The sequence below is a fragment of the Anaeromyxobacter oryzae genome, assembly GCF_023169945.1.
Taxonomy (GTDB): domain Bacteria; phylum Myxococcota; class Myxococcia; order Myxococcales; family Anaeromyxobacteraceae; genus Anaeromyxobacter; species Anaeromyxobacter oryzae.
In genome coordinates, this window is sequence record NZ_AP025591.1 from 4774131 (window position 1) to 4797099 (window position 22969).

General features: G+C 73.7%; 23 protein-coding genes. 10 read left to right on the forward strand and 13 right to left on the reverse strand.

Translation table 11 applies throughout. The features are described from left to right. Positions 1 to 62: 62 nt before the first annotated feature. A complete protein-coding gene (locus AMOR_RS20915) occupies positions 63 to 728 on the reverse strand; it encodes a class I SAM-dependent methyltransferase (RefSeq protein ID WP_248353726.1) in 666 nt (221 codons plus the stop codon). Positions 729 to 851: 123 nt separating this feature from the next. On the opposite strand from AMOR_RS20915, the gene AMOR_RS20920 reads away from it, so the two are divergent. Beyond that, a complete protein-coding gene (locus tag AMOR_RS20920) occupies positions 852 to 1541 on the forward strand; it encodes a TetR/AcrR family transcriptional regulator C-terminal domain-containing protein (RefSeq protein WP_248353727.1) in 690 nt (229 codons plus the stop codon). A 93-nt stretch (positions 1542 to 1634) separates the two neighbouring features. Here the strand turns inward: AMOR_RS20920 and AMOR_RS20925 are convergent, their stop codons facing one another. The 5 genes from AMOR_RS20925 to AMOR_RS20940 form a co-directional block, all read right to left on the reverse strand. After that, complete coding sequence (locus AMOR_RS20925; protein WP_248353728.1) at positions 1635 to 2303, reverse strand: response regulator transcription factor; 669 nt, start codon at positions 2301 to 2303, stop codon at positions 1635 to 1637. Between the two features lie 146 nt (positions 2304 to 2449). Then, positions 2450 to 3235, reverse strand: a complete 786-nt coding sequence (locus tag AMOR_RS20930; protein ID WP_248353729.1) for a serine/threonine-protein kinase — start codon at positions 3233 to 3235, stop codon at positions 2450 to 2452. Then, positions 3232 to 5031: an ABC transporter ATP-binding protein gene (locus AMOR_RS20935; protein ID WP_248353730.1), complete on the reverse strand. Its 1800-nt coding sequence runs from the start codon at positions 5029 to 5031 to the stop codon at positions 3232 to 3234. Before AMOR_RS20935 ends, AMOR_RS20930 begins: the two co-directional genes overlap by 4 nt. A 46-nt stretch (positions 5032 to 5077) precedes the next feature. Further along, positions 5078 to 5209 (reverse strand): hypothetical protein, encoded by a 132-nt coding sequence (locus AMOR_RS29665; protein WP_256468086.1) that lies wholly within the window; start codon positions 5207 to 5209, stop codon positions 5078 to 5080. A 110-nt stretch (positions 5210 to 5319) separates the two neighbouring features. Then, positions 5320 to 7860 carry a DUF5916 domain-containing protein gene (locus AMOR_RS20940; RefSeq protein WP_248353731.1) on the reverse strand — a complete coding sequence of 847 codons (2541 nt, stop codon included), beginning with the start codon at positions 7858 to 7860 and terminating at the stop codon, positions 5320 to 5322. 434 nt (positions 7861 to 8294) lie between these two features. Between AMOR_RS20940 and AMOR_RS20945 the strand changes: the two genes are divergently transcribed. Then, entirely contained in the window at positions 8295 to 8672 is a 378-nt protein-coding gene (locus AMOR_RS20945; protein WP_248362673.1) for a hypothetical protein, read from the forward strand. A 36-nt stretch (positions 8673 to 8708) separates the two neighbouring features. On the opposite strand, the gene AMOR_RS20950 is transcribed toward AMOR_RS20945, so the two are convergent. The 5 genes from AMOR_RS20950 to AMOR_RS20970 form a co-directional block, all read right to left on the reverse strand. Further along, positions 8709 to 9569 carry a pirin family protein gene (locus tag AMOR_RS20950; protein WP_248353732.1) on the reverse strand — a complete coding sequence of 287 codons (861 nt, stop codon included), beginning with the start codon at positions 9567 to 9569 and terminating at the stop codon, positions 8709 to 8711. Between the two features lie 257 nt (positions 9570 to 9826). Next, a complete protein-coding gene (locus tag AMOR_RS20955) occupies positions 9827 to 10837 on the reverse strand; it encodes a DUF362 domain-containing protein (RefSeq protein WP_248353733.1) in 1011 nt (336 codons plus the stop codon). Positions 10838 to 11024: 187 nt separating this feature from the next. Further along, positions 11025 to 12149, reverse strand: coding sequence for a hypothetical protein (locus AMOR_RS20960; protein ID WP_248353735.1), 1125 nt, complete (start codon positions 12147 to 12149; stop codon positions 11025 to 11027). A gap of 91 nt (positions 12150 to 12240) precedes the next feature. Beyond that, positions 12241 to 12435: a hypothetical protein gene (locus AMOR_RS20965; RefSeq protein ID WP_248353737.1), complete on the reverse strand. Its 195-nt coding sequence runs from the start codon at positions 12433 to 12435 to the stop codon at positions 12241 to 12243. A 227-nt stretch (positions 12436 to 12662) separates the two neighbouring features. Then, positions 12663 to 12863 (reverse strand): type VI secretion system tube protein Hcp, encoded by a 201-nt coding sequence (locus tag AMOR_RS20970; protein ID WP_248353739.1) that lies wholly within the window; start codon positions 12861 to 12863, stop codon positions 12663 to 12665. Positions 12864 to 13077: 214 nt separating this feature from the next. On the opposite strand from AMOR_RS20970, the gene AMOR_RS20975 reads away from it, so the two are divergent. Beyond that, complete coding sequence (locus AMOR_RS20975) at positions 13078 to 14718, forward strand: N-acyl-D-amino-acid deacylase family protein (RefSeq protein WP_248353741.1); 1641 nt, start codon at positions 13078 to 13080, stop codon at positions 14716 to 14718. A gap of 136 nt (positions 14719 to 14854) precedes the next feature. Here the strand turns inward: AMOR_RS20975 and AMOR_RS20980 are convergent, their stop codons facing one another. Next, positions 14855 to 15862, reverse strand: coding sequence for a LysR substrate-binding domain-containing protein (locus AMOR_RS20980; RefSeq protein WP_248353750.1), 1008 nt, complete (start codon positions 15860 to 15862; stop codon positions 14855 to 14857). 143 nt (positions 15863 to 16005) lie between these two features. Between AMOR_RS20980 and AMOR_RS20985 the strand changes: the two genes are divergently transcribed. From AMOR_RS20985 to AMOR_RS21005, 5 genes are all read left to right on the forward strand, one after another. Beyond that, positions 16006 to 17493 (forward strand): catalase, encoded by a 1488-nt coding sequence (locus AMOR_RS20985; protein ID WP_248353751.1) that lies wholly within the window; start codon positions 16006 to 16008, stop codon positions 17491 to 17493. Then, the gene (locus AMOR_RS20990) at positions 17490 to 17999 is read left to right on the forward strand and encodes an ankyrin repeat domain-containing protein (RefSeq protein WP_248353753.1); all 510 of its coding nucleotides are present in this window, start codon (positions 17490 to 17492) and stop codon (positions 17997 to 17999) included. Before AMOR_RS20985 ends, AMOR_RS20990 begins: the two co-directional genes overlap by 4 nt. Before the next feature lie 27 nt (positions 18000 to 18026). Beyond that, entirely contained in the window at positions 18027 to 18320 is a 294-nt protein-coding gene (locus tag AMOR_RS20995) for a hypothetical protein (protein ID WP_248353754.1), read from the forward strand. Positions 18321 to 18738: 418 nt separating this feature from the next. Beyond that, positions 18739 to 19806 carry an HNH endonuclease gene (locus AMOR_RS21000; protein WP_248353755.1) on the forward strand — a complete coding sequence of 356 codons (1068 nt, stop codon included), beginning with the start codon at positions 18739 to 18741 and terminating at the stop codon, positions 19804 to 19806. A 161-nt stretch (positions 19807 to 19967) separates the two neighbouring features. Continuing rightward, a complete protein-coding gene (locus AMOR_RS21005; protein WP_248353756.1) occupies positions 19968 to 20486 on the forward strand; it encodes a hypothetical protein in 519 nt (172 codons plus the stop codon). A 120-nt stretch (positions 20487 to 20606) separates the two neighbouring features. Here the strand turns inward: AMOR_RS21005 and AMOR_RS21010 are convergent, their stop codons facing one another. Next, a complete protein-coding gene (locus tag AMOR_RS21010; protein WP_248353757.1) occupies positions 20607 to 20939 on the reverse strand; it encodes a TraR/DksA family transcriptional regulator in 333 nt (110 codons plus the stop codon). A 144-nt stretch (positions 20940 to 21083) separates the two neighbouring features. Here AMOR_RS21010 and AMOR_RS21015 point away from each other — a divergent pair, with 144 nt between their 5' ends. Further along, a complete protein-coding gene (locus AMOR_RS21015) occupies positions 21084 to 21647 on the forward strand; it encodes an NADPH-dependent FMN reductase (protein ID WP_248353758.1) in 564 nt (187 codons plus the stop codon). Positions 21648 to 21778: 131 nt separating this feature from the next. Further along, the gene (locus AMOR_RS21020; protein ID WP_248353759.1) at positions 21779 to 22969 is read left to right on the forward strand and encodes a pyridoxal phosphate-dependent aminotransferase; all 1191 of its coding nucleotides are present in this window, start codon (positions 21779 to 21781) and stop codon (positions 22967 to 22969) included.

Genomic DNA, 22969 nt, shown 5'->3' on the forward strand with positions numbered 1-22969 from the left:
TGGTCGCTCGGGCGCGATGGCGCGGTGGCCGCCATCCGCCCGGGCGGCCACCGCTCCGCGCGTCACGCTCCCTTCGCGAGCCGGAGGTCGAACCCGATCCCCTCCTCGCCGAGCTCGCAGCCGCCGAACCGGCTCCGCCGCGCCAGCTCCACGATCGACTCCCGCGTGTACGCGCGCGGGAGCAGCAGGAGGCGGAACGTCCATCGCGTCAGCGCCGCGTTCAAGGGGGAGAGGCCCATGCGCGCGACCTCCTCCCCGATAGCGGCGTGCGGCGCGTCCTTCCGCAGGTCGACGATGGACGCGCCGCCGCCCGGTCGGAGGACGCGATGGATCTCGTCGAGCGCGCCCACCGGGTCGGTGAAGTTCTTGAACGCGGCCGTGCACACGACGAAGTCGAAGGACGCGTCGGGGAAGGGCATGTGCGCGACGTCGCCGTGCTCGAACTTCGCGGCGACGCCGGCCGAGGCCGCGTTGCGCGTCGCGATCCGCACGAACGACCGGCTGATGTCGAGGCCCACGACCTCGTAGCCTCGCCGCGCGAGCTCGATCGCGAGGTACCCGGGGCCCGGCGCCACCTCGAGCACGCGGCCGCCGGGCTTCGCCCGCTCGGCGACGGCGCGGGCCGTCTCGCTGAACCTCCGGAAGTCGCGCGCCGTGTTCCGCGCATACCAGTCGGCGATGAACCCCTCCATCGCCACGCCCCTGTAGGCCTTCGCCTGCGTCGACATGCCTTCCTCCGATCGTCTCGATGTTAACGTGGCTCGCGTGATGCGAACAGCGTTAGCCTAGTGCGGACGGCGGTTGTGCGTCAACCGGGTGCGCTGCTACCATCCGGCCTCCCGGAGGGGTGCGTGAGCTTCGTCCCGTATCGAGACACGCGGCCTGCGCGGCGCCAGCCGCTCGACCGGGCGCAGATCGTCCAGGCCGCCCTCGGGCTCCTCGACGAGGTGGGGCTCGACGAGCTCACGATGCGGCGCCTCGGCGAGCGGCTCGGCGTCAAGGCCGCCTCGCTGTACCGGCACGTGCGCGACAAGGACGAGCTCCTCATCCTGCTCGCGGACGAGATCAGCGGAAGGATCCCGGCGCCGAGCGCGGAGGGGCCGTGGAAGGCGCGTCTCACCGAGATGGCGCACAACTACCGGCGTGGGCTCGCGTCCCACCGCGACGCGGCGCGGCTCCTCGCGATCACCGCACCCTTCGGCCCGCGGCGGCTCCGCCACATCGAGACGATGCTCGGCATCTTGAGGTCAGCAGGCCTGAGCGGCCGGGACGCCGCTCGCATCGCGCACCACCTCAACAACTTCGTGACGGAGTTCGCGGCCGACGAGGGGCGCTACGCCACGGCCGCCGCGGCGGTGGGCTCGCGCCGGAAGCTTTTCGCGGAGGCGAGGAAGCACTTCAGGGCGCTCCCGCCGGAGGAGTTCCCGGTGCTCGTCCAGCTCGCGGACCACCTCGTGGAGGACGACCCCGACGCTCAGTTCGAGCTCGGCGTGGACGTCTGGATCCGTGGGATCGAGTGGCTCGCGAGCGCCGACCGCTGACCACGGCGAGAGGCGACCGTCAACGTTCCCCGGCCGCAAGGGCCTCACCGGAGCGCGCGGGGTCGATGCGCCCGGGCCGGCGGTCCCGCGCGCTCACTCCGGCGCGGGTCCGAGCCGGTACCCGAGGCCGCGCACCGTGCGGAGGAGCGTGACTGCGGCGCCGCCGTCGATCTTCCTGCGGAGATTGCTCATGTGGACGTCGACGAGATTCGTGAGGTTGTCGTGCTCGGAGGCCCACACGTGCTCGGCGAGCGCGACGCGCGTCACCACCTCGCCCTCGTGGCGCATCAGGAACTCGAGGATCGCCTGCTCCTTCGCCGTGAGCCGGACCGGCCGGTCTCCTCTCCGGACGTCGCGCGACGCGACATCGAGCGTGAGGTCGTGCACCCGCAGGACGGGCGCCACCCGTGCCCCGGGGCCTCGGCGCAGGAGCGCGCGGATGCGCGCCAGGAGCTCCTCGGCCGGCACGGTATCGACCACGCAATCGTCCGCGCCGCCGTCGAGGCAGGCCACGCGCTCCGCGGCGGAGCTGCCGGCGGTGAGCATCAGGATCGGCGCCGCGACGCCGCGGAGCCGGAGGGTCCGGCACAGCTCCAGCCCCCGCGCGGCGTGCACGATGATCACGTCGTACGAGACCACCTCCGCCTGCTCCTCGGCGTCGTCACCACAGGCGATCACGTCCACGGCATACGTCTCCTTCCCGAGCCGCTTCGCGAGCGCGATCGCCGTCCGCTCGTCGTGGTCGATGAGAAGGATGCGCATGAGCCCGCCTGGTGCGCGCGCGACGAGTATCGGGTCCCGGAGCGTTCGTTGTCATGGACCGCGACGAGTGCGTCGAAGATCCTCGGTCGCCATCGGACGCGCCGGCCGCGCCGGCGCCGCCGTCGGGGTGCGGTCATGCCGCACGCTCACGCGGGCGGTGATACCCGCTCGAGAGCTCGGCGGATGACGGGCAGTGGAGGACGCCGCGCCGGCTCCGGCTCCATGCTGGAGTCGATGGTCTCCGACAGCGCAGTGGGGAGATGGCGGCGAACGGTGCCCACGCGCGGCGCGCGGCGCTCGAGCTGCTCGTAGCGATTCCGCGCGCCGTCGGAACGGAATGGCGGCGCCCCCGTCGCGGCCTCGAACAGGACGGCCCCCAGCGCGAACACGTCCGTCGCGGCAGTGAGGAAGTCGCCCCGGGCTTGCTCCGGAGCCATGTACGTCGCGGTCCCGATCCCGGGCACCCCCCGCCCCGGAGCGCGTGCGATCCCGAGGTCCAGGAGACGCACCAGGCCGCCCTGGCACACGATGTTCGACGGCTTGACGTCGAGGTGCAGGACGCCGACCCCGTGCAGGTAGTGGAGAGCCGAGCAGAGCTGCCGCCCGAGCATCGCGACGTCGCGCGGTCGCAGGGGACCCGTGCGCCGAACGAGGTGTGACAGCGTCTCGCCCGGGAGCGTCTCCATGATCAGCGCCAGCCGTGGCCGCTGCAGCAGCTCGTAGGCGCGCACGATGTGCGGGTGCGAGAGCGAGAGGAGGAGGGCGGCCTCGGCGCGCAGCGCGCGCCGCCCGGCGGGCCGATCGAAGCGCCCGCTGCGCAGGACCTTGGCGACGCACCGGCAGCCACGGACCACGCTCCACGCGTCGTAGACGCCGACGTCGCCGTTCTGCCGGAGGAGGCGCAGCGTGCGGTACGCCGGCGAGAGCCTCATGCGATCACCCGGGGCGTCGCGGCGTCTCGCTCCCGTGCGCGGAGCAGGCGCGCGTACGGGCCACCCCGCGCGGCGAGCGCCGCGTGCGTCCCGCGCTCCACCACGCGCCCGCCGTCGAGGACGACGATCGTCGTCGCCGACCGGATCGTCGAGATGTCGTGCGACACGAGGATCGTGGTGCGGCCGCTCATGGCGCGCTGCAGCGGCGCGAGCACGCGGTCCGCCGCGGCGGCGTCGAGGGCCGCCGTGGGCTCGTCGAGGAGGAGGATGGGCGCGCCACGGACCAGCGCGCGCGCGAGCGCGAGCCGCTGGCGCTCGCCGCCCGAGAGGCGACGGCCCCGCTGCCCCACCGTGCTGTCGAGCCCCTCCGGCAGCGCCGCGACCACGCCGTCCAGATCGGCGGCGTGCACGGCACGCGCGATGGCCGCGTCGTCGGCGCCGGGCTGCCCGTACGCCACGTTCTCGCGGATGCTCGCGTGCAGCAGGAGCGTCTCCTGCAGCACGAGCGCCGTGGCGTCGCGGAGCGATCGGAGCGTGAGGTCGCGGAGGTCGTGGCCGTCGACGAGGATCCGGCCCCGGGTGGGCTCGTAGAACCGGAGGAGCAGGTTCACGATCGTGGACTTGCCCGACCCGCTCGCGCCCACCACGGCGAGGAGCTCGCCGGGCCGAACGCGGAACGAGACGCCCGAGAGCGCGTCCCGGGCCGCGCCCGGATACCGGAAGGACACGTCCTCGAAGACGACCTCGCCGCGAGCCCCGAGGAGCGGACGCGCGGAGGGGCGATCCTCCACGCTCGGTCGCTGCTCGAGCAGCTCGACGATGCGCTCCGCCGCGGCCGCTGCGGAGTGAGCGCTGGTCACGAAGGTCCCGAGGCCGCGCACCGGCTGGTAGAGCTTGCCGACGTAGGTGACGAACACGAGGAGGCCGCCGAGCGTGACGCGCCCCGCGGACAGCTCCCCGGTGCCGATGGCGATCACCGCCAGGCCGCCGGCGAGCTCGATGAGGTCGACGAGCGGGGCGAGCAGGCCACGCAGCCGCGCGGCGGAGAGCTGCGCAGCCACGCCAGCGAGCCCCTCGCGCCGGAAGCGATCCACCTCGTCCTGCTCCCGTCCGTACGCCTGCACCAGCGCGGCGTTCGAGAGGCTCTCCTCCGCCACGGCGCTGACGGCGCCGGCGCGCCGGCGCGCCTCCCGCGCGATCTCGCGAATGCGGCCCGTGAAGCGCCGGACCGCGAGGGCGAAGAGCGGGAGCGCCACGAGCGCCACGGCCGCGAGGCGCCAGTCGATCACGAAGAGCGCCGTCGCGAAGAAGATCACGCGCAGGACGTCGGCGAGCGCCGCCGTGAGCCCCGACACGAGGAACGACTCGATCGAGGCGCTGTCGCCGGTGAGGCGGGACAGGACGTCCCCGAGGCGCCGCCGCTCGAGGCCGTCGAGCGACAGCCCGAGGACGTGCCGGAGCACCCGCGCGCGCAGGGCGAGCAGGAACCGCTCCGATACCGAGGTGGAGAGCAGACGATCCGCGAACGCGACGGCGCCGTCCGCGATCGCCACGCACGTCAGGAGCAGCGCGAGCCACCCGAGCGGCGCCAGCGCCCGCGGGACGAGCACCCGGTCGACGACCAGCTTGAACAGCCAGACGGCCGCCGTCTCGAGTGCCGGCGACAGCATGCTCGCGACGACGAGGGCGGCGATCGAGGCGCGGAACGGCGCGAGGTCCCGCCCGAAGGCCCGGAAGAGCTTCCGGATGGGAGTCGGTGCGCTCGAGGCGGGCTCCTCACGCCGAGGCCGCGGCATCGCAGGACCGTCGGCAGGGACCCGGAGGCCCCTGCCGACGCCGGGTTCAGCGGCAGCCGCCGCCGTGCTTCCGCGTCCGGGTCTTCGTCTTGGTCTTGCAGCTCTTCGTCTTCTTCGTCTTCTTCGTCTTGCCGCCACACGAGTGGTTCAACGCAGGGACGAGCTCGGCGAACATCATGCGGTCCTCCTCCCGTGAGTGGGTAGCTCGCATCATCAGCTTCGCGGCCTGAAGGAATCCTGAAGAACGAGCAGTCCAACCCACGCGGACGCCGCGGTTCGTCGCCGCGCTCAGATCCGGGTCCAGAGCGTCCACTTCACCAGGAAGGCGTCCGTGGCGGGGGTGGAGCCCAGGCGGGAGGGGAGGAGCGTCGCGACCCCGCCACCGGAGACCCCCGTGTCTCCCTCCTGCGACCGAGAGTACACGACGAAGACGGTGGACCCGGGCCGGTATTCCCACCTCAGCACCAGGTTCAGCCGGAGGCTCACGCTGCGGAAGTCCGCTGCAGGTGAAGGCGCCCCGACCGGGCGGAGATCGCCCGGCTCGATGCGCGCCGAGCGCGCCGCCGCGTAGTAGGCGTGGTAACGGCCGTCGACGGTGAAGAGCTGCAGGTAACCGATGAACGAGAGCCGCGGCGTGGCGACCACCTGCTCGCGCAGCGTCAGCGAGAGCGATCGCGCCGCGAGATCGCCGAAGCGGAGCTGATCCCCGTCCTCCTCGAGGAACCGGCCGGGGATGGGGTCTCCGCTCGCGTCCAGCCCCAGCCGCGTCTCGAGCGCCGGGCTCGGGCGCAGGGCGGCCGACGCTCCGACCTGCCAGGCCCGCGCGCCGGGCAGTCCCGCGGCGGGGAGGACGCGCGTGACACGTCCGCTCAACCCGAGCGCGACCGTCCGGTGCGCGTCGGTCGAGAGGCTGCAGCCCGCGTCGGCGCTCGCCGGCCGGCGATAGGGGATCCCGAGCGCGTAGATCTCGCGCTGGTCCCAGCTCGGCGCGTCGTAGCCGCCGTCGCAGCTCACGTCGTGGAAGCCGCTCAGCGTGACGCTCACGCTCGACCGGATCCCCGCTCGCCGCAGCAGCGCGCGCCCGTCGGCGGACCAGCTCGCCGGGACGGACACGTCCGCCGAGAACCGGTGCAGCGGTCCGAACCCGCTCTCGCGCACGAAGGCCAGCGTCGGGCGCACCTGGTGAAGGTTCTGGTCGGGCTGGTATCCGGCGGCGTTGAGGTCGAGGCGTGGGGTCGCGAGCTCGTACGCGACCCACGCCCGCCACGGCTCGCCGCCGGTCTTCCCCGCGCTGGCGTAGGCGCCGAACCCGACGTCGCCGCGGCGGAGCGAGGTCCCGTCGGCGAGCGTGCGCGCCGGCGGACCGCCGACCACCTGCGACAAGGCGACCTGGCCCGCGAACCCGTACTCGCTCCGGTGCGAGCGCAGGTCCCACTGGAACGCACCGGCGTTCCCTCCGACGGCGTCGCACGCGGCGGGCGGGTCATCGAGCCGCACGTCCGCACCGCTGCAGCGCGGGCCGACGGGCGTGGCGAGCGCACCCGCGAGCCCGATCCACGAGTTCGCCCCGAGCGACCTGCGCACGACGCCGGCGAGGAAGTTCTCGGGCGTCGGGGCGACCGCGGGCAGCAGGTCGTTCGGGCCGAAGTGGAGCGGCTGGGCCCATCGAACCCCGAGCCGGCGGTCCGGCCCCGTCCCGCTCCACGCAGGAGCCGACGCGCCCGCCACGAACGCCTCGATGAAGCCCACCTGCAAGCCGGGCGCGAGGTCGCCGCCGATCTTCGCGGCGGCCAGGATCGGGGCGTCGAGCCCCACGCGCCGCGAGTAGACCACCTGCTGCGGGACGTCCCCGCTCTCCCCGGCGACGGGCTGGAAGAGATCCATGCCCGCCATGAAGAACGGTCGCTTCTCCGGGAAGAAGGGCTCGAACCGCGTCAGGTTGAGGATGACGGGATCGGCCTCCACCTGTCCGAAGTCGGGGTTCACCGTCCCGGTGACGCCCACGCCGGAGGTGAGCCGGGCGTGGAAGTCGAGCCCCACGTCGCCCGACGGATCGCCGACGCGGGGGTTCGCGGCGTCGGAGTGCTCGGGCCGCATCGTGAAGCGCGTGGCGACGAAGGGCATGAGCTCGAGCTCGCGCCTGGGCTCCACCGCGCCCATCCGCAGCTCTCCGAACTGCGACACGAACGCCCCGGCGCCGAGCGGGATGAGCTTCGACGCGAGGACGGCGTGCGTCCGCGCGATCTTGCGCTGCACGTACGCGCCGAAGACCAGCGCATCGGATCGCTCGAAGCGGAGGACCCGCAGCGGGATGGCGAGCTCCGCCGACCAGCCGTTCGGCAGGGACGCGGCTGCGCCATCCCAGACCGCGTCCCACTCGTCGGTCTCGCCCGTGTCGTCGTGGAGGAGCCGGTCCTCCTGCACGCCCGCGGCGTTGAGGATGAAGTAGTACCCGGTCCGATGATCGTGAGCCGAGTCGATGGCGATCGCCACCATGTCGCTCGGAGGGACGTGGTCCCTCCGCCCCATGGCGCGCGAGATCCGCTCGGGCTGCGAATCGTGGCAGACGATCCCGACGTAGAGCTGGTCGTCGTCGTACAGGAAGCGCACCTCGGTGCGCTCGGTCGGGGTGGCCCCTTCGTTCGGATAGAGCTCCACGAACGCGGCGAATGGCGTCGCGTCTCGCCAGGCCGGCTCGTCGAGCCTGCCGTCGACTTCGATCTTCCCGCTCGTCCGCACCGCGAGGAGCTCGCCGCCCGCCGCGTCTTCGTCGGCCGCGGCGAGCAGCGGAATCGTCGAGGCGATGCAGGCGAGCACGACCGCGCGCATGTCGCCGTCCGATAGCACATTCGATGGGCTCCACCTTTGCACCCATGGGCCTGCGTGACGACAGAACGCAGGAGGCGTACTCGCATCCTCACCGAGTCGCTCGCTACGACGAGCCGAACGCGGAGGGGACGATGAGACTTGGCGCCGTCATGGCTGCCCTGATCATCGCGGGTTGCAGCGAGTACGGCCCGCAGGGGCCGCCCGGTTCACCCGGCGAGAAGGGTGAGCCCGGCACGCCCGGGGGCCCGCCCGGCCCTTCCGGCCCGCAAGGGATCCAGGGCGCGGCCGGAGCCGTCGGTGCGCCCGGCCCCGCGGGGGCCACCGGTCCGGCCGGACCTATAGGGCCCGCAGGCGAACCCGGACCGGCGGGGCCGGCGGGACCGCCGGGGCCAGCTGGCACGCCGGGTGCGGGCGCCGACTTCGCGGGCTCGGCCGTGGTTCCGAACAACGTCTTCTCGACGCTCTTCGGGCTCGCGCTGCCGACCTCGATGGAAGCGGGCGGCGTCGTCGCATACGTGAACGTCGTCTCGTCGAACGGCGTCGACGTCGAATCCTCCCAGTGCACGCTGAGCGTGGCGATCGTGAGCCGGCAGGGCGAGGCGTGGGTGGGGTCCTCGCCACCGACCTGCGCGCGCGCGCAATCCGCCGGTGGCGGGCTCAACGTCACGTTCGACACCACGTGGGAGGGAACCAACGGCGTCATCCTGGTCAGGGCGACGAGCGCCCTGAAGCCGACGCCGACGTCGGTGACGGCCCGGTACGTCGTGAGGAACGTCGCGAGCGACGCCGGCCTGGTCCCGTTCGCCTACTGACGCGCCGGCACCTGCGGGCCCGGCGAGCCGTCGCGATCAAGGCTTGATGAAGGTCCCGTCACGCAGCTCCTGCAGCGCCTGCCGGACCTCGTCCTGCGTGTTCATGACGAACGGCCCCCAGCGCGCGAACGGCTCGTCGAGCGGCTGCGCGGAGAGGAGCAGGAAGCGCGCCGGCGCGGCGCCCGCGTGGACCCGGACCACGTCGCCGTCGTCCAGGACCACGAGGTGCGGCGCGCGGATGGCCTGGCCGCCGCGCGACGGCGCGGCGCCGCCGACCACGACCTCGCCCTGGAAGACGTAGAGGAGCGCGGTCTGCCCGCGGGGGACGGGCTGCTCGAACGTCTTGCCCGCGGGCAGGACCACGTCGAGGTAGGTCGGATCCGCGAAGATCTCCTTCACGGCGCCGTTCACGCCGTCCACGTGGCCCGCGACCACCCGGATCCGCGCCCCGTCCGCGCGCGCCACCTCGGGGATCTTCGACGACGGCACGTCCTGATAGCGCGGCCGCGTCATCTTGAGCTTCCGCGGGAGGTTCACCCAGATCTGGAAGCCGTCGAGGCGCCGCGGGCCGGCCTTCGGCATCTCCTCGTGGAGGATGCCGCTCCCCGCGGTCATCCACTGCACGTCGCCGGCGCCGATCACGCCCGAGTTGCCGATGCTGTCACGGTGGGCGACGCTGCCGTCCAGCATGTACGTGATCGTCTCGATCCCGCGGTGCGGGTGCATCGGGAACCCGGCGAGGTAGTCGTCCGGGCGCTCCGACCCGAAGTTGTCGAACAGGAAGAACGGGTCGAGGTGGTCGAGCCGCTCCGTCGCGATGCTCCGCTTCAGCCGAACCCCGGCGCCGTCGCTCACGGCGATGGGGGAGATCACGTCCTTCGTTCCGCGTTCCGTCATGCCCTGATCCGTAACCACGGGGCCGGGCGCCACAAGCGCGCCCCGGGGAACGGACCGTTCCACCTGGGGGACGATGGGCGACCCGGAGCGGCTTCGGCGGGGCGCCCTGCGCCAGGCTCGGGGCGGGCGGGTTTCGAAGCCGGTCGTGGTGGGACCGTCGAGCCACGACCGCGAATGACGTCGATCTCCTGACGTCTCCCCGTCGCTCGCATGCGAGCCCGCTTGCCCGACCGCGCGCCCGCCCGGCGCTCGCACCGTCATCCCAGCTCGCCCCGGATCCGGGCCTCGAGCTCGGGCGGGAGGCCGACGATCCGGATCCTGCCGGCCTCGGTCGCGCCGACGCCGATCTCGGCGGCGCGCCGGATGACGGGGATGCGCCACACCGAGCCGCGCCCGATGGCGTCGTTCGTGCCCGCGAGCCGCAGGTGGGCGACGCCCACGACGTCCAGGGCGAGCGGATCCGTGCTCGCGGCGACGAACCCGGGCCGGACCAGATCGCCCTCGTCCGGGCCACCGTCCGCGAACCCCATGCGGCCGTCGAGGACGGCGAGCGACGGGCGGAATGCGGCCGAGATCTCGGCGAGCCGCTCCCGGAATCCCGAGCCCAGGTGCATGCCGAGGCGCGCCGCGCCTCCCACCACGCCGACGCAGTTCTTCATCGCCATCGTGAACCCCGCGAGCCGATGCGTCCGCGGCGTGCAGAGGTCGATCACGTGGTCCGCTTCGGCCGCCGTCCGGTAGACCCGGATCGTCCGGCTCGTCCAGTGCGTCGCGAGCGGATGGACGATCGCGACCACCGGCTCCTCGTCCAGCGCGATGCACGGGATGCCGGCGTCGCGCGCGGCGCCCAGGATCCCGGTCCGCTCGAACGCCGACCACGTCGACCGCAGGAACATGGTCCGGTCGGCGACGAAGGCCTGCCCGCCGGCATCACGCACGAGCGCCGCGACGATGGCCACGACCTCGGGATCGGTGGTGGCGGGGTACGGCCGCGCGCTGTTCACCGCCGGCTTCAGCAGCACCCGATCGCCGGGACGGACGAACGCGAGCCCGCCCGCGAGCCGGATCGCCTGGACGACCGCGTCGCGCAGCGTGCGGAAGGCATCGACGCGCACGACGGCGACGGTGCTCTCGTCCGGCGGGCGCGGCGCCTCCGGGAGCGCGTGCGTTCGCGGCCCGGGCGGCGTCGTCGACGCGCAGCCGCCACACGCGGCGAGGGCCGTGCCCGCCGCCGCGGTCGCGAGGAAGGCTCGCCGTCCGGTCCGCACGCCGCTCCTCCAGCGCGATCGGGGCCGGGCGCCTCGCCCCGCCGCAGGTCGCGCTCCAGCTCATGCTCGCGCCGCTCCGGGCGGGGGCGCCATCCGCCCGGAGGGTCGACACGACCGGGGCGAGGTGTGACGCGTCGGGGGCTCGGGGGGCGAGTGGCCCTCCCGCGCCGCGGCTGCGCGGGGCGCGCTACGGCTCGACCCCCACGCCCCGAGCCTCGAACGCTGCGTGCCGCTCGGCGTCCTCCAGCCGGCCCGCCTCCCAGGCGCCCGACGCGAGGAACGACCGGTAGCTCAGCGCGTCGGTCCCGACCAGCCTGGACCCGGGGGAGAGCTTCCGCTCGACGAGGAGGGTCGCGAACGCACGCAGCAGCGGGAAGGCGGGCTCACCTTCCTCGACCCACAGGAACTGGCCCATCTCGTTGACCTCGAGGAAGACGTACTCGCCCTCCGGCGTCACGATGAGATCGATGCAGCCGAAGGCGAGCCCCATGCGCTTCATGAACGCGAGGCACCGCTGCTCGACGTGGCGGGGCAGGGCGACCGGGCGCGGAGGGAGCGGGCGGCTGAAGTCCGCTCGCCAGTCGGTCCGCGTCCCGTCCCGCTCCTGGGAATCGAGCCGCGCGGCGAAGCACGCCTCGTCCATGCAGGTCACGCGTAGCTCGTACCTCTTCTCGATCTTGCGCTGGTAGATCCCGGGACAGCTCGAGATGGCCTCGTCGTCGCGCAGGTCGTCCTCGCGGAGCACCGTCGTGAACAGGGCGAACCGATCGCCGGCGGCCTGCGCATGCCAGTTCGCCATGACGTTGAGCTTGAAGACGACGCCGCACTCGCGGAACTCGGAGTAGAAGGCGCGGATCTCGTCCGGATCGTTGCTGAACAGCGTCTCGGGGACGGCGAACCCCGTCGCCTGCGCGGCCTCGAGCTGCAGCGGCTTCAGGAGCGCTCGCTCCCGCGCGTCCGGGTCGTTGAGCCACCGCGCGCCGGGGCCGAGCTGGCGCCGGAGCGCCCGGACGTGGTGGTCGCACTCGCGCTCGGTGATGGTCCAGTCGGCGTCCGTCATCCCGTGGGGCCGCACCGGCCGGCCCGACCTCCGGAACCACACCGCGTCGAACGCTCCCGTCTCGTAGCGGAGCGCGCCGAGGCGGAGCTGCGCGCGCGGCGGCGCTCCGCCGCCCACGCGGATCGACGTCCGCGCCACCTGCGGGAGATCCGACGTGTAGAGGACCTCGCTCCGGGCGGAGACCTGATCCAGCGCCCAGCGGACCGCGTGGATGTGGATGTCGTTCGGGAAGCCCAGGATCAACGTGCTCACGGGAGCTCTCGCGCGTTCGAGGAACCCGCGTCACCGTGAGCGCGCCCTCTCCTCGGGCGCGCTCACGGTGGACGCGGTGAAGGCAGCTGGATCAGCAGTCGCAGTCGTTCTCGGGACAGCCCGTGCCCGACCACGTGTCGGCGAGGCGCACCGACGACGACCCGCTGACGGCGCCGGCGCGCATCAGCATCCCCCCGGCGACGATCCTCAGCTCGTCGCCGGTGAGGGGGCGCGCCAGCCGGCGCGCGAGGATCCTCGTCTCGGGCTTCTTCTCTTCCTTCTTCATCGCTTCTCCTCCAGTGCGGTCGCGGTTCGAGTGACGATCGGCTGCGGGGGACCGCGTGGCCCGCCGCCTCTCGGTGCTTCGCTCCGGGAGGTGGACCGGCGCGGAGCACGGCGGCTGACCGGAGAGCCCATCGAGGTCGCGGGCTCGAGCGACGGAGGACGCCGGAAGACACGAGGGCTCCGGCCGTCTCCGACCGGAGCCCTGGAGATCTCGGTGGCGCGCGAGGCTCAGAGGACGAGCGTGGCTTCCTTGATGTGGGAGCCGGAGGCGCACGCGGTGAAGAGCTTGGCGGACGCCTTGTCGACGACCTTCGTGATGCTGATGCTCGAGAGATTCACGCGCCCGCCGGAGACGGCCGTCAGCACGTCGTCCCCGAGCGGCTCGAGCGTCGCGGCGGCGGGACGGGAATTCCTCTTCGCGTTCTTCATGATCTTCCTTTCGTCAGGATGGTGCGCCGACCGGAACCGCTCGCGCGTGTCGCGGCGTTCCCCGGCTCACGGGGTGGACTTTCCAGGCGGGCCGATCTGACCGGGCGATGACGCCTGTACCCGCCCATGGTGCGCCGTCCGGTCGGGGGACCCCGAGGTCCGGCGCCGTCGCCGCGCAAGCGGCCGGACCATCGGCAGTGGAGGCCGTCGCGCCGTGGACCTCGACCTGGTGGTCGCGAACGGACTGGTCATCGACGGGACCGGCGGGCCGCAGTTCCGGGCGGATGTCGGGATCCGGCGGGGACGGATCGAGGTCGTGGCGCGCGCCGGCGGGCTCGCGGGCGCCCGGGTCGTCGACGCGTCCGGCCTCGCGGTGGCGCCCGGGTTCGTCGACCTCGACTCCCACGCGGACTGGGCCGTGGCGCAGGAAGGCGCCGCCGCGGCGCTCGCGCGCTGGCTCCGCCAGGGCGTGACGACGCTGATCGGGGGCGCGTGCGGGTACTCGTCGGCGCCGGTGCTGGGGGGCGGCGCGGAGGCCCTCGCGCGGCAGGGCGCGTTCCTCCGCGACGGTCCCTTCGTCCCGCGGTGGCGCACCTTCGGCGAGTTCCTGGACGTGGTGGAGGGCGACGGCGTCCCGCTGAACGTCGGGTTCCTCGTCGGCCAGAACACGCTGCGGGCGCAGGCGATGGGCGCGGCGACGTCACCGGCGCCTCCGGAGGCGCTCCGCACGATGCTGGACGAGACGCGCGAGGCGCTCCGCGCGGGCGCGCTCGGGTTCTCCGCGAACGCGGCGTTCGCTCCGGGCGCGTTCGCCGACGCGGCGGAGCTCGGCGCGCTCGCTCGCCTCGTCGCGCGGGAGGGCGGCCTGTTCGCGGTCCACGCCCGGGCATACACGCGGCTGTCGTCCGCGTACCGACCGTCCATCGCGGGCGGACCGCACAACCTCCGGGCGATCCGGGACCTGGTGGAGCTCGCGCGCGGGACGGGAGCGCGGCTGCAGATCTCCCACCTCATGCTCGCGGGGCGGCGCACGTGGCGCACGTGCGACGCGGTGCTGGGGTGCCTCGACGCGGCGCGGGCGGAGGGGGTCGACGTCGCCTTCGACGCGGCGCCGTACACGGTCGCCGTCGGTCCGATCCAGCTCCTCTTCCCGGCCGCCTTCGTCGCGTCCTTCCCGGAGAGCGATCGACCCGGGGGCGCGCGTGCGCTGAGGCTCCTCTCCGGGCTGCAACGCGGTCTCCTCGGGATGGGCCCCGACGACGTGCGCCTGCGACGCGCGGGCGGCCATCCGGCGCTCGCCCCGCTCGAGGGGCGCTCGTTCGCCGAGATCGCGCACCGCCTGGGCGTGAGCCCGACCGACGCGCAGCTCCACATCGCCCGCCGCGCCGGGATGAACGGTGCGTCGGTGCTCGTCGGGGCGCTCTCGGGGGACCGGCACGACGATGCGCCGCTCCGCGCGCTCCTCCTTCACCCGCTGTGCGCCATCGCGACGAACGCCGCCTCGACGCGCGCCGGTCCGCAGAACCCGAGCGCGACGGGCGCGTTTCCCCGGTTCCTCGGCCGGTACGTCCGCGAGCTGGCGCTCGTCCCGCTCGAGGAGGCGGTGCGGCGGATGACGTCCCTGCCTGCGGCGCGCCTCGGGCTCGCCCGCGTCGGGCGCGTCGCCGAGGGCTGCTGGGCCGATCTCACCGTGTTCGACCCGGCCACGGTCCGCGACGCCGCCGATCCGGAGCGCGCGGACGCCGCGCCCGAAGGGATCCGGACGGTGCTCGTCTCCGGTGTCCCCGTCGTCGATGCCGGACGCGTCGTCGACGGCGTGCTGCCGGGACGTGTCCTCCGCAGCGGACCCGCGTGACCGGCGGTCGCCTGGCCGAAGACGGCGCGGGGCGTCCACGGCCCGTCTCCGCGCGCGCCACCGAAGCGCCGCAACGCTACGGCCCGCGAACCCTGCCGGACGTCGCGCACCACGCCGCGCTCCTCGCGACGCTCGTCTACGGCCTCCGCGTCGCGGCCCGGCGGCGGGTCGCCCGCGGCCCCGCGCTCCCGGGCCGGGAGCGCGCCCCCGTCTCCGGGTGAGCGCGCGCGCCGACGACCTCGCGCGCGGCGCGGGCGACCACCTCCGCCACCTCGCGGAGCGTCGGCTCCGCCGCGGACCTGCGCCGCCACGCGAGGACGAGCGTGCGCGCGGGCGCCGGCGGCGCGAACGGCCGGAGCACGAGCCCCGATCGCGGCGCCTCGGTCCCGGCGGCGAGCGCGGGCAGGAGCGTCAGCCCCGCACCTCCGGCCACCATCTGCACGAGCGTGGAGAGGCTCGTCGCCCGGAAGTCCAGCTCGCGCGCCCGCGCCGCGGCGCAGACGTCGAGCGCCTGCGCCCGCAGGCAGTGACCGTCGTCGAGCAGGAGCACGTCGGTGCCGCGGAGCTCCGCGGAGCGCACCGGCGCCTCGCCGCGCGCGAGCGGGTGGTCCGGCGGGACGGCGACGAGGAACGGATCCTCGCCGAGCACGGCCGTCTCGAGGCCGTCCAGGTCGGCCTCCGCGGCGAGGACCGCCCCGTCGAGCTCGCCCGCCTCGACCTTTCGCACCAGCGCCGCGGTGCGGTCCTCGTCCCAGCGCACCGCCAGGCGCGGCAGCGCCGCGCGGAGCGCCGGGACCGCCGCCGGGAGCAGGTAGGGACCGATCGTCGGGAGGATCCCGAGCCGCAGCGTCCCCGCGCGCGGGTCGGCGTGCCTCCGCGCGGCCTCGACCAGATCGTCGGCCTCGACGAGCACGCGGCGGATCCGGTCGAGCAGGGCCTCCCCGGCGCGCGTCACGAGAACGCCGCGCCGATCCCGCTCGAAGAGCCGGACGCCGAGGGCGCGCTCCGCCTCGGCGACCTGCGCGCTCAGCGAGGGCTGGCTGACGTGGCACGCCTCGGCGGCGCGCCGGAAGCTGCGCAGGTCCGCGATCGCGGCGAGGTACTGGAGCTGGCGGAGCGTGACGGGGTGGGGGGCGCGGTTCACCGGCAAGGCTCTATCGCGGAGGGCGCCTCCGCGCCCGGGCTGATAGGGGAGGGCTATCGTGATCTGTGGAACGTTGTCTTGGCAGCCCTCGCCCGCCGCGAGCACCTTCCTCCCGCAACGCAGCACTCACGCGAGGAGAATCCGTGCCGAACCGTCCCACCCTGACCACCGAGGCCGGAGCGCCGGTCGCCGACAACCAGCACTCCCAGACGGCCGGGCCGACCGGGCCCGTCCTCCTGCAGGACCACCACCTCATCGAAAAGCTCGCGAGGTTCAACCGGGAGCGGATCCCGGAGCGCGTCGTCCACGCCGTGGGCTCGGCGGCGTACGGGTACCTCGAGGTGACGAGCCCGGACGTCCCGCGCTGGACGCGGATGAAGATCTTCGCGAGGACGGGGAAGCGCACGCCGGTCCTCCTGCGCTTCTCCACCGTCGCCGGGTCCCGCGGCGCCGCCGATACCGCCCGCGATCCGCGCGGGTTCGCGCTGAAGGTCTACTCCGAGGACGGCAACTGGGATCTCGTCGGGAACAACACCCCGGTGTTCTTCCTGCGCGACGGCATCAAGTTCCCGGACTTCATCCACTCGCAGAAGCCCGACCCGTTCACCAACCGGCAGGAGCCGGACGCCGTGTGGGACTTCTTCTCCCGGTCGCCCGAGGCGACGCACCAGTTCACCTGGCTCTTCGGCGATCGCGGGATCCCGGCGTCGTACCGGCACATGGACGGCTTCGGCTCCCACACGTACCAGTGGGTGAACGCCGCCGGCGAGCGCTCCTGGGTGAAGTTCCACTTCAAGACCGACCAGGGCATCCGTTGCCTGACGTCCGCGGAGGCGGCGGCGATCGGCGGGAGCGATCCCACCCACCACCAGCAGGACCTGTACGACGCCATCGCGCGCGGCGACTTCCCTTCCTGGACGGTGAAGGTGCAGGTGATGCCCGCGGCGGCCGCGGCGAACTACCGGTTCGATCCGTTCGACCTGACCAAGGTCTGGCCGTACCGCGATCACCCGCTCGTCACGATCGGGCGGCTCGTCCTGGATCGCGTGCCGGACAGCTACTTCGCGGAGGTCGAGCAGGCCGCGTTCGACCCCGCGAACTTCGTGCCCGGGATCGGGCCGTCCCCGGACCGGATGCTGCAGGCGCGCCTCTTCGCCTACGGCGACGCGCATCGCTACCGGCTCGGGGTGAATCACACGCGCCTCCCCGTGAACGCGCCGAGGGGCGTCGAGGGCGGCGCGCGCAACTATGGGCGCGACGGCGCGATGCGCTTCGACGACGACGGCGGTCGCGCGCGGAGCTACGAGCCGAACGGCTTCGACGGCCCGGCGCAGACCGGCGAGGCCTACGACCTCGCCTACGAGGTCTCCGGGGCCGTCGGCCCGGCCGCCCCGGTGCACCACGCCGAGGACGACGACTTCGTGCAGGCCGGCGCGCTGTACCGGGTGATGGCGCCCGATGCGAGGGAGCGGCTCGTCGAGAACCTCGCAGGCAGCCTCGCGCAGGTGAGCCGCGACGACGTGATCGCGAGGTCGATCGGACATTTCAGGAAGGCCGACCCGGACTACGGCGCGCGGGTCGAGGCCGCGGTCGCCGCGAAGCGTGCGGCCGCCGCGCGGAGGTCGCCGTGAGCGCCGCCCCATCCCACGCGTCGCTCGACGACCGGGCGCTGTCGCTCGTGCGGTCCGCCTTCGAGCACGCCCGCACCGGCGACGCCGAGGCGCTCCGGGCCCTCCTCGACCTCGGCGTCCCGCCCGAGGTGCGGAACGAGAAGGGCGACGCCCTCCTCATGCTCGCCGCCTACCACGGCCACGCCGCCGCGGCGCGACTCCTCCTCGAGCGCGGCGCCGACCCCGAGCTCCGCAACGACCGCGGCCAGTCGCCGCTCGCCGGCGTCGCATTCAAGGGCGACGCCGCGCTCGCCGCGCTGCTCGTCGAGCACGGCGCCGCCGTCGACGGCGCCGACGCGGAGGGGCGGACGCCGCTCATGTTCGCCGCGATGTTCGACCGCGTCGAGGTGGTGGAGGTGCTCCTCGCGCGCGGCGCGGACCCATCGCGCCGCGACGCGGCGGGCGCCCGCGCCGTCGACCTCGCGCGCGCGATGGGCGCGGCGCGCGCGATGGCGCGGCTCGGGTGAGGCCCCTCGCCCGGACCTCGTCTTCCCGTGCCGGTTATCTGCGAGGGCCGCGCGTCGGCGATCGTGATCGCGGGCGTGTGGGCGATCGTGAGCGCGGGCGTGTCGGAGATCGTGAGCGCGGGCGTTTGGGCGATCGTGATCGCGGGCGTGTCGGCGATCGTGGTCGCGGGCGCGTCGGCGATCGTGGTCGCGGGGGGGCTTCGTGGCTGGCAGATGAGCGGGGAAGGGGCTGAGAAGACGGGACGGCCGGGGCGGAGCTGCGTGGACGGGGCGTCGCGGTGGGGATCGGCCCACAAGAAGCCTGTGTTGTGGCGCCAGTGATTCGGAGCGCAGCTGAGCCGATCCGCGGGGCGCGCGGGGGAGCGTCTTCGCGGGAACGGGCTTCGATGTTCGAACGATGCGACGAGGGGCCCGTGTGCCGTGTCGTGGACCGACAGGGCACCGGTTCGCCAGATGAACCCACTCTCAGTGAACCACCTCCGCACTGCTGCCGGCGTAGCGCGGATGAATTTCGGCCGCACCCAACGGGAACTTCACTCTGCTCTTGACGCAGGGCGGGCGAAAACCGCCGCTCGCGCTCGGGCTCACGCGAGAACGGCGCTGCTGGAGCGCTGGCTCGGCGGGATGCCGCGCTGGAAGTTGCCGAGGGGGCTCGGCGGCGCTACTCCGCGTTCGCTCGTCAGCGGGCCGTTTCCGTGCGTTCCAGGAGGCATCGAAAACGCGTGCGAGAGTGCTCTTCATGGACACCGCACGCACGCTCTCCGCGAACCTCGCCTCCCTCCTCCGCCGCGAACATTCCGCCCTCGGGGCGTTCCTCGTGGCGCTCGCCGACTTCGACCGGCGCCGGGCGTGGATGACGCTCGGGCACGCCTCGCTGTTCGCGTACCTCCACCGCGAGCTGCGGCTCTCCAAGGCGGCGGCCCAGTACCGGAAGGTCGCGGCGGAGCTGATCCAGCAGGTCCCCGCGGTGGGCGAGGCGCTCGGCGAGGGTCGGTTGTGCCTGACCTCCATCGTCGAGGCCGCGAGGGTGGTCACCGCCCAGAACTGGGAGACCGTGCTACCCCGGTTCTTCGGGCTCTCCCGGCGAGAGGCGATGGAGGTCGTGGCGCAGCTCCAGCCGCAACCCGCGCCGCCGACCCGGACCATCGTCTCTCCGGTGCGGACCGCGCCCTCCGAGGTCGCCGCCGGCCCCGCCTTCGTCCTCCCGATCCTTTCGCTCGAGGTCGGACCGGCGGGGAACCGCACGCCCGGTTCGTCAAGCGAACTCACTGAGCGTGAAGTGAACACTTCTGCCCCCACGCACAGGCCCGCCGAGGTCGTCCCCCTCACCGCTGACCTGCGCCGGTTCCACCTCACCGTCTCCGATCGCTTCCTAAAGAAGCTCCAGGCGGCGAAGGATGCGCTTGCCCACGCGCGCCCGGGAGCGACGGAGGAGGAGCTCCTCGAGGCTGGCCTCGACCTCCTCCTCGAGAAATCCGCGAAGCGGAAGGGCCTCGTCTCGAAGCCGCGGAAGACGCCGCCGCCGGCGAAGGCCGGTCACATCCCGGCGCACGTGAAGCGGGCCGTGTGGAAGCGGGACGGCGGCCGCTGCCAGTTCCGGCTCCCCTCCGGCGAGATCTGCGGCTCCACCCACCAGCTGGAATTCGATCACATCGAGCCGGTCGCGCTCGGCGGCGTCTCGACCGTCGAGAACGTCCGGATCGTCTGCAGGTCGCACAACATCATCTCGGCGCGGAGGGTGTTCGGGGACGACTGGATGGATAGATACGCTCCGGGCAAGGTATCGCTCCGGGACGAGACTGGGTGAAGTCCTCGGCGACAACGAACAGTCACGGTCAGGTTTCGCGCCGAGATTACGAATCCTGAGCCCACCGGGGAGGGCCAGGGTGAGGGGGCTCACTCGCTGCCATGCGCGACCCCCCGACCGGCTCCGGCCGCGCCCTCCGCCTCCGGCTATCGCGGTGGACCATGACTCGTCGCCTCCTGATCCCGGCGGCCGCGCTCTTCGCCGTCGCCTGTAGCCACCCGCACCCGGGTACCACCGAGTCGGCGGCCAGCTCCCGCGTCGCGTCCGCTCCGCCCGCGGGCGCACCCAGGCGCGGGATGGGAGGCATGTGCCCGATGGACGTCCCCGGCACGAAGGTCTCCGCGGCGGACACGGCCTCGGGCGAGGCGCTGACGTTCACGACGACGACGGATCAGGCGGCCGCGCTGCGCGCGAGGGTCCACGCGATGGCCGACATGCACAACCTCCACCACGCCTCCGGCGAGGCGGGCCACGCGCCGATGGCGGGCGGAGGCCGGCCCGGGATGACGATGCCGCCGCCGTCGCGCGCGGCCGTCGAGGATCTCCCCGACGGCGCCCGAATCGAGGTGACGCCGAACGATCCCGCCGACGTGCAGCGGCTCCAGGCGGCGGTCCGGGAGCACGCCGCGCAGATGCAGGAGCACGGGTGCGGGATGATGCCCGCGCAGCAGGGGTCCTGAGCGGCGTCGCTCGAGCTCTGCGACATCATCGAGGACGCGCTGCGGCCCGAGGCCCGCAGCGGTCGAGCGGCGTCGTGGACGACGCCCGGGATCGGCGCCGGGACGGCGCCGGCCGAATCCTCACTCGTCCACGCCCTGGCGCGCCCACGGCACCGCCGCGAGCCGCGCGTACGGGATGGGGTCGCCGGTCGTCTCGCTCACGCCGTACTTCCCCTCGTCGAGCTTCGCGAGCGCGCGCTCGACCTCCGCGAGGAGCGCACGCTCCCGCGCGACGACGCCGAGCTCCCGATCCCGCTCCGCCTCGCGCTGCGCCTCCTCCTCGAACTCCGGGCCCCGCGCCTCCGGCGGAGACGTGGCGACCGGTGTCTGGAGGACGCGCAGGATGCGGGCGCGCTCCTCCTCGAGCCTGCGGCGGAGCTCGTCGAGCTGCGTTCTGGTGAGGGCGGTTCCCATGATCGCTCTCCTGCACGATCCCTAGCCCGACCTGAGCGGGCGCGCCGGGCGGCGAGCGATCCGCCCCGCGTGAGACGCGTCCCGCCGCGCGGCGTCCGCCTCGCCTGCGCGCTATAGCTGCGACGCCCCGCCGCGGGAGGAGCCATGACCGTGCCGCGCGATGTCGCCGTGCTCGTCGGAAGCCTTCGCAAGGAGTCCTTCACCCGCAAGATCGCGCTCGCCATCGCGGAGCTCGCCCCTCCGGCGCTGAGGCTGGAGCTGGTCGAGATCCGGGCGCTGCCGCTCTACGATCAAGACGAGGACGGCGCGACCGCGCCCGCGCCGTGGACCGCGTTCCGCGAGCGCATCCGGCGGGCCGATGCCGTGCTCTTCGTCACGCCGGAGTACAACCGGTCCGTGCCGGGCGCCCTCAAGAACGCGATCGACGTCGGCTCGCGTCCGTACGGGCACAGCGCGTGGAGCGGCAAGCCGGGGGCGGTCGTCAGCGTGTCGCCGGGCGCGCTCGGCGCGTTCGGCGCGAACCATCACCGCCGGCAGTCGCTCGTCTTCCTCGACGTCCCCGCGATGCCCCAGCCCGAGGCGTACGTCGGCGGCGTCGCGAGCCTGCTCGACCCGGCGGGGAAGCTCGTCAACGAGGGCACGCGGGAGTTCCTGCGCAAGTTCGCCGAGGCCTTCGCCGGCTGGATCGAGGCGAACGCGAGGCGGTGACCGGGCTCGACGCAGTCCGTTCGTGGCGAGAGCCACCGGGCGAGCGTGGGCCCGGAGTCCGTCTCCCGGGAGCGCCCGCGAGCCACCGGATGCGGTAAAAGGGGAGCCCCTCGCGCCAGCCGGAGCCCGCCATGCACGTCGTGAGCCCCCAGATCCGCCAGCAGATGCAGGACGCGTCCTGGATCCGCCGCATGTTCGACGCCGGCCTCGAGCTGAAGCAGCGCGTCGGCGCGGACAAGGTGTTCGACTTCAGCCTGGGGAACCCGGACGTCCCCCCGCCGGCCGCCGCCGCAGCGGTCCTGCGCGGGCTCGCCGACCGCGCGGTGTCGCCGATGGGGCTCGGGTACTGCCCGAACGCCGGCCTGCCCTCCGTCCGCGCCACCCTCGCCCGGAAGATCTCCGCGGAGCAGCAGGCCGCCGTCGAGGCACGGCACGTGCTCCTCACCTGCGGTGCCGCCGGCGGCCTCGTCACCTTCTTCCGCGCCGTGCTCGAGGCGGGGGACGAGGTGCTCTGCCCGGCGCCCTACTTCGTCGAGTACGGCGCCTACGCCGGGCACTTCGGCGGCGTGCTCCGGACCGTCCCGACGAAGGCTCCCGGCTTCGCCCTCGACGTCGCCGCGCTCGACGAGGCGATCGGGCCGCGCACGCGCGTCGTCGTCGTGAACTCGCCGAACAACCCCACGGGCGGGATCTACGACGCCGCCACGCTGCGGGCCCTGGGCGAGGTGCTCGCGCGGCGGAACGCCGGCCGCGAGCGCCCCATCTTCCTCGTCTCCGACGAGCCGTATCGCGCGCTCGCCTACGACGGCGCCACGGTCCCTCCGGTCCTCCCGGTCTCCCCGTTCACGGTGGTCGTCGGCTCCTTCTCGAAGAGCCTGTCCCTCGCGGGCGAGCGGGTCGGCTACCTCGCGGCGAACCCGGCGATGCCCGACGTGCAGCTCCTCGTGGACGCGCTGACGATGACGAACCGGACGCTCGGGTTCGTGAACGCGCCCGTGCTCGGGCAGCGGCTCGTCGAGCAGCTCGTGGACGAGACGGTGGACGTCGCGATCTACGACCGGCGGCGGCACGCCATGGCGGCGGCGCTGCGCGGCGCCGGGATCCGCTTCGCGATGCCGCAGGGGGCGTTCTACTTCTTCCCGGAGGCGCCGGGCGGGGACGACCGCCGCTTCGTGGAGCTCCTCCTCGAGGAGAACGTGCTCGCGGTGCCGGGGCGCGGCTTCGGCTTCCCCGGCCACTTCCGCCTCACGTTCTGCGTGGACGAGCAGGTGATCGCGCGCGCGGCCCCGGCCTTCGCGCGCGCGGCCGCGAAGGCCCGCTGA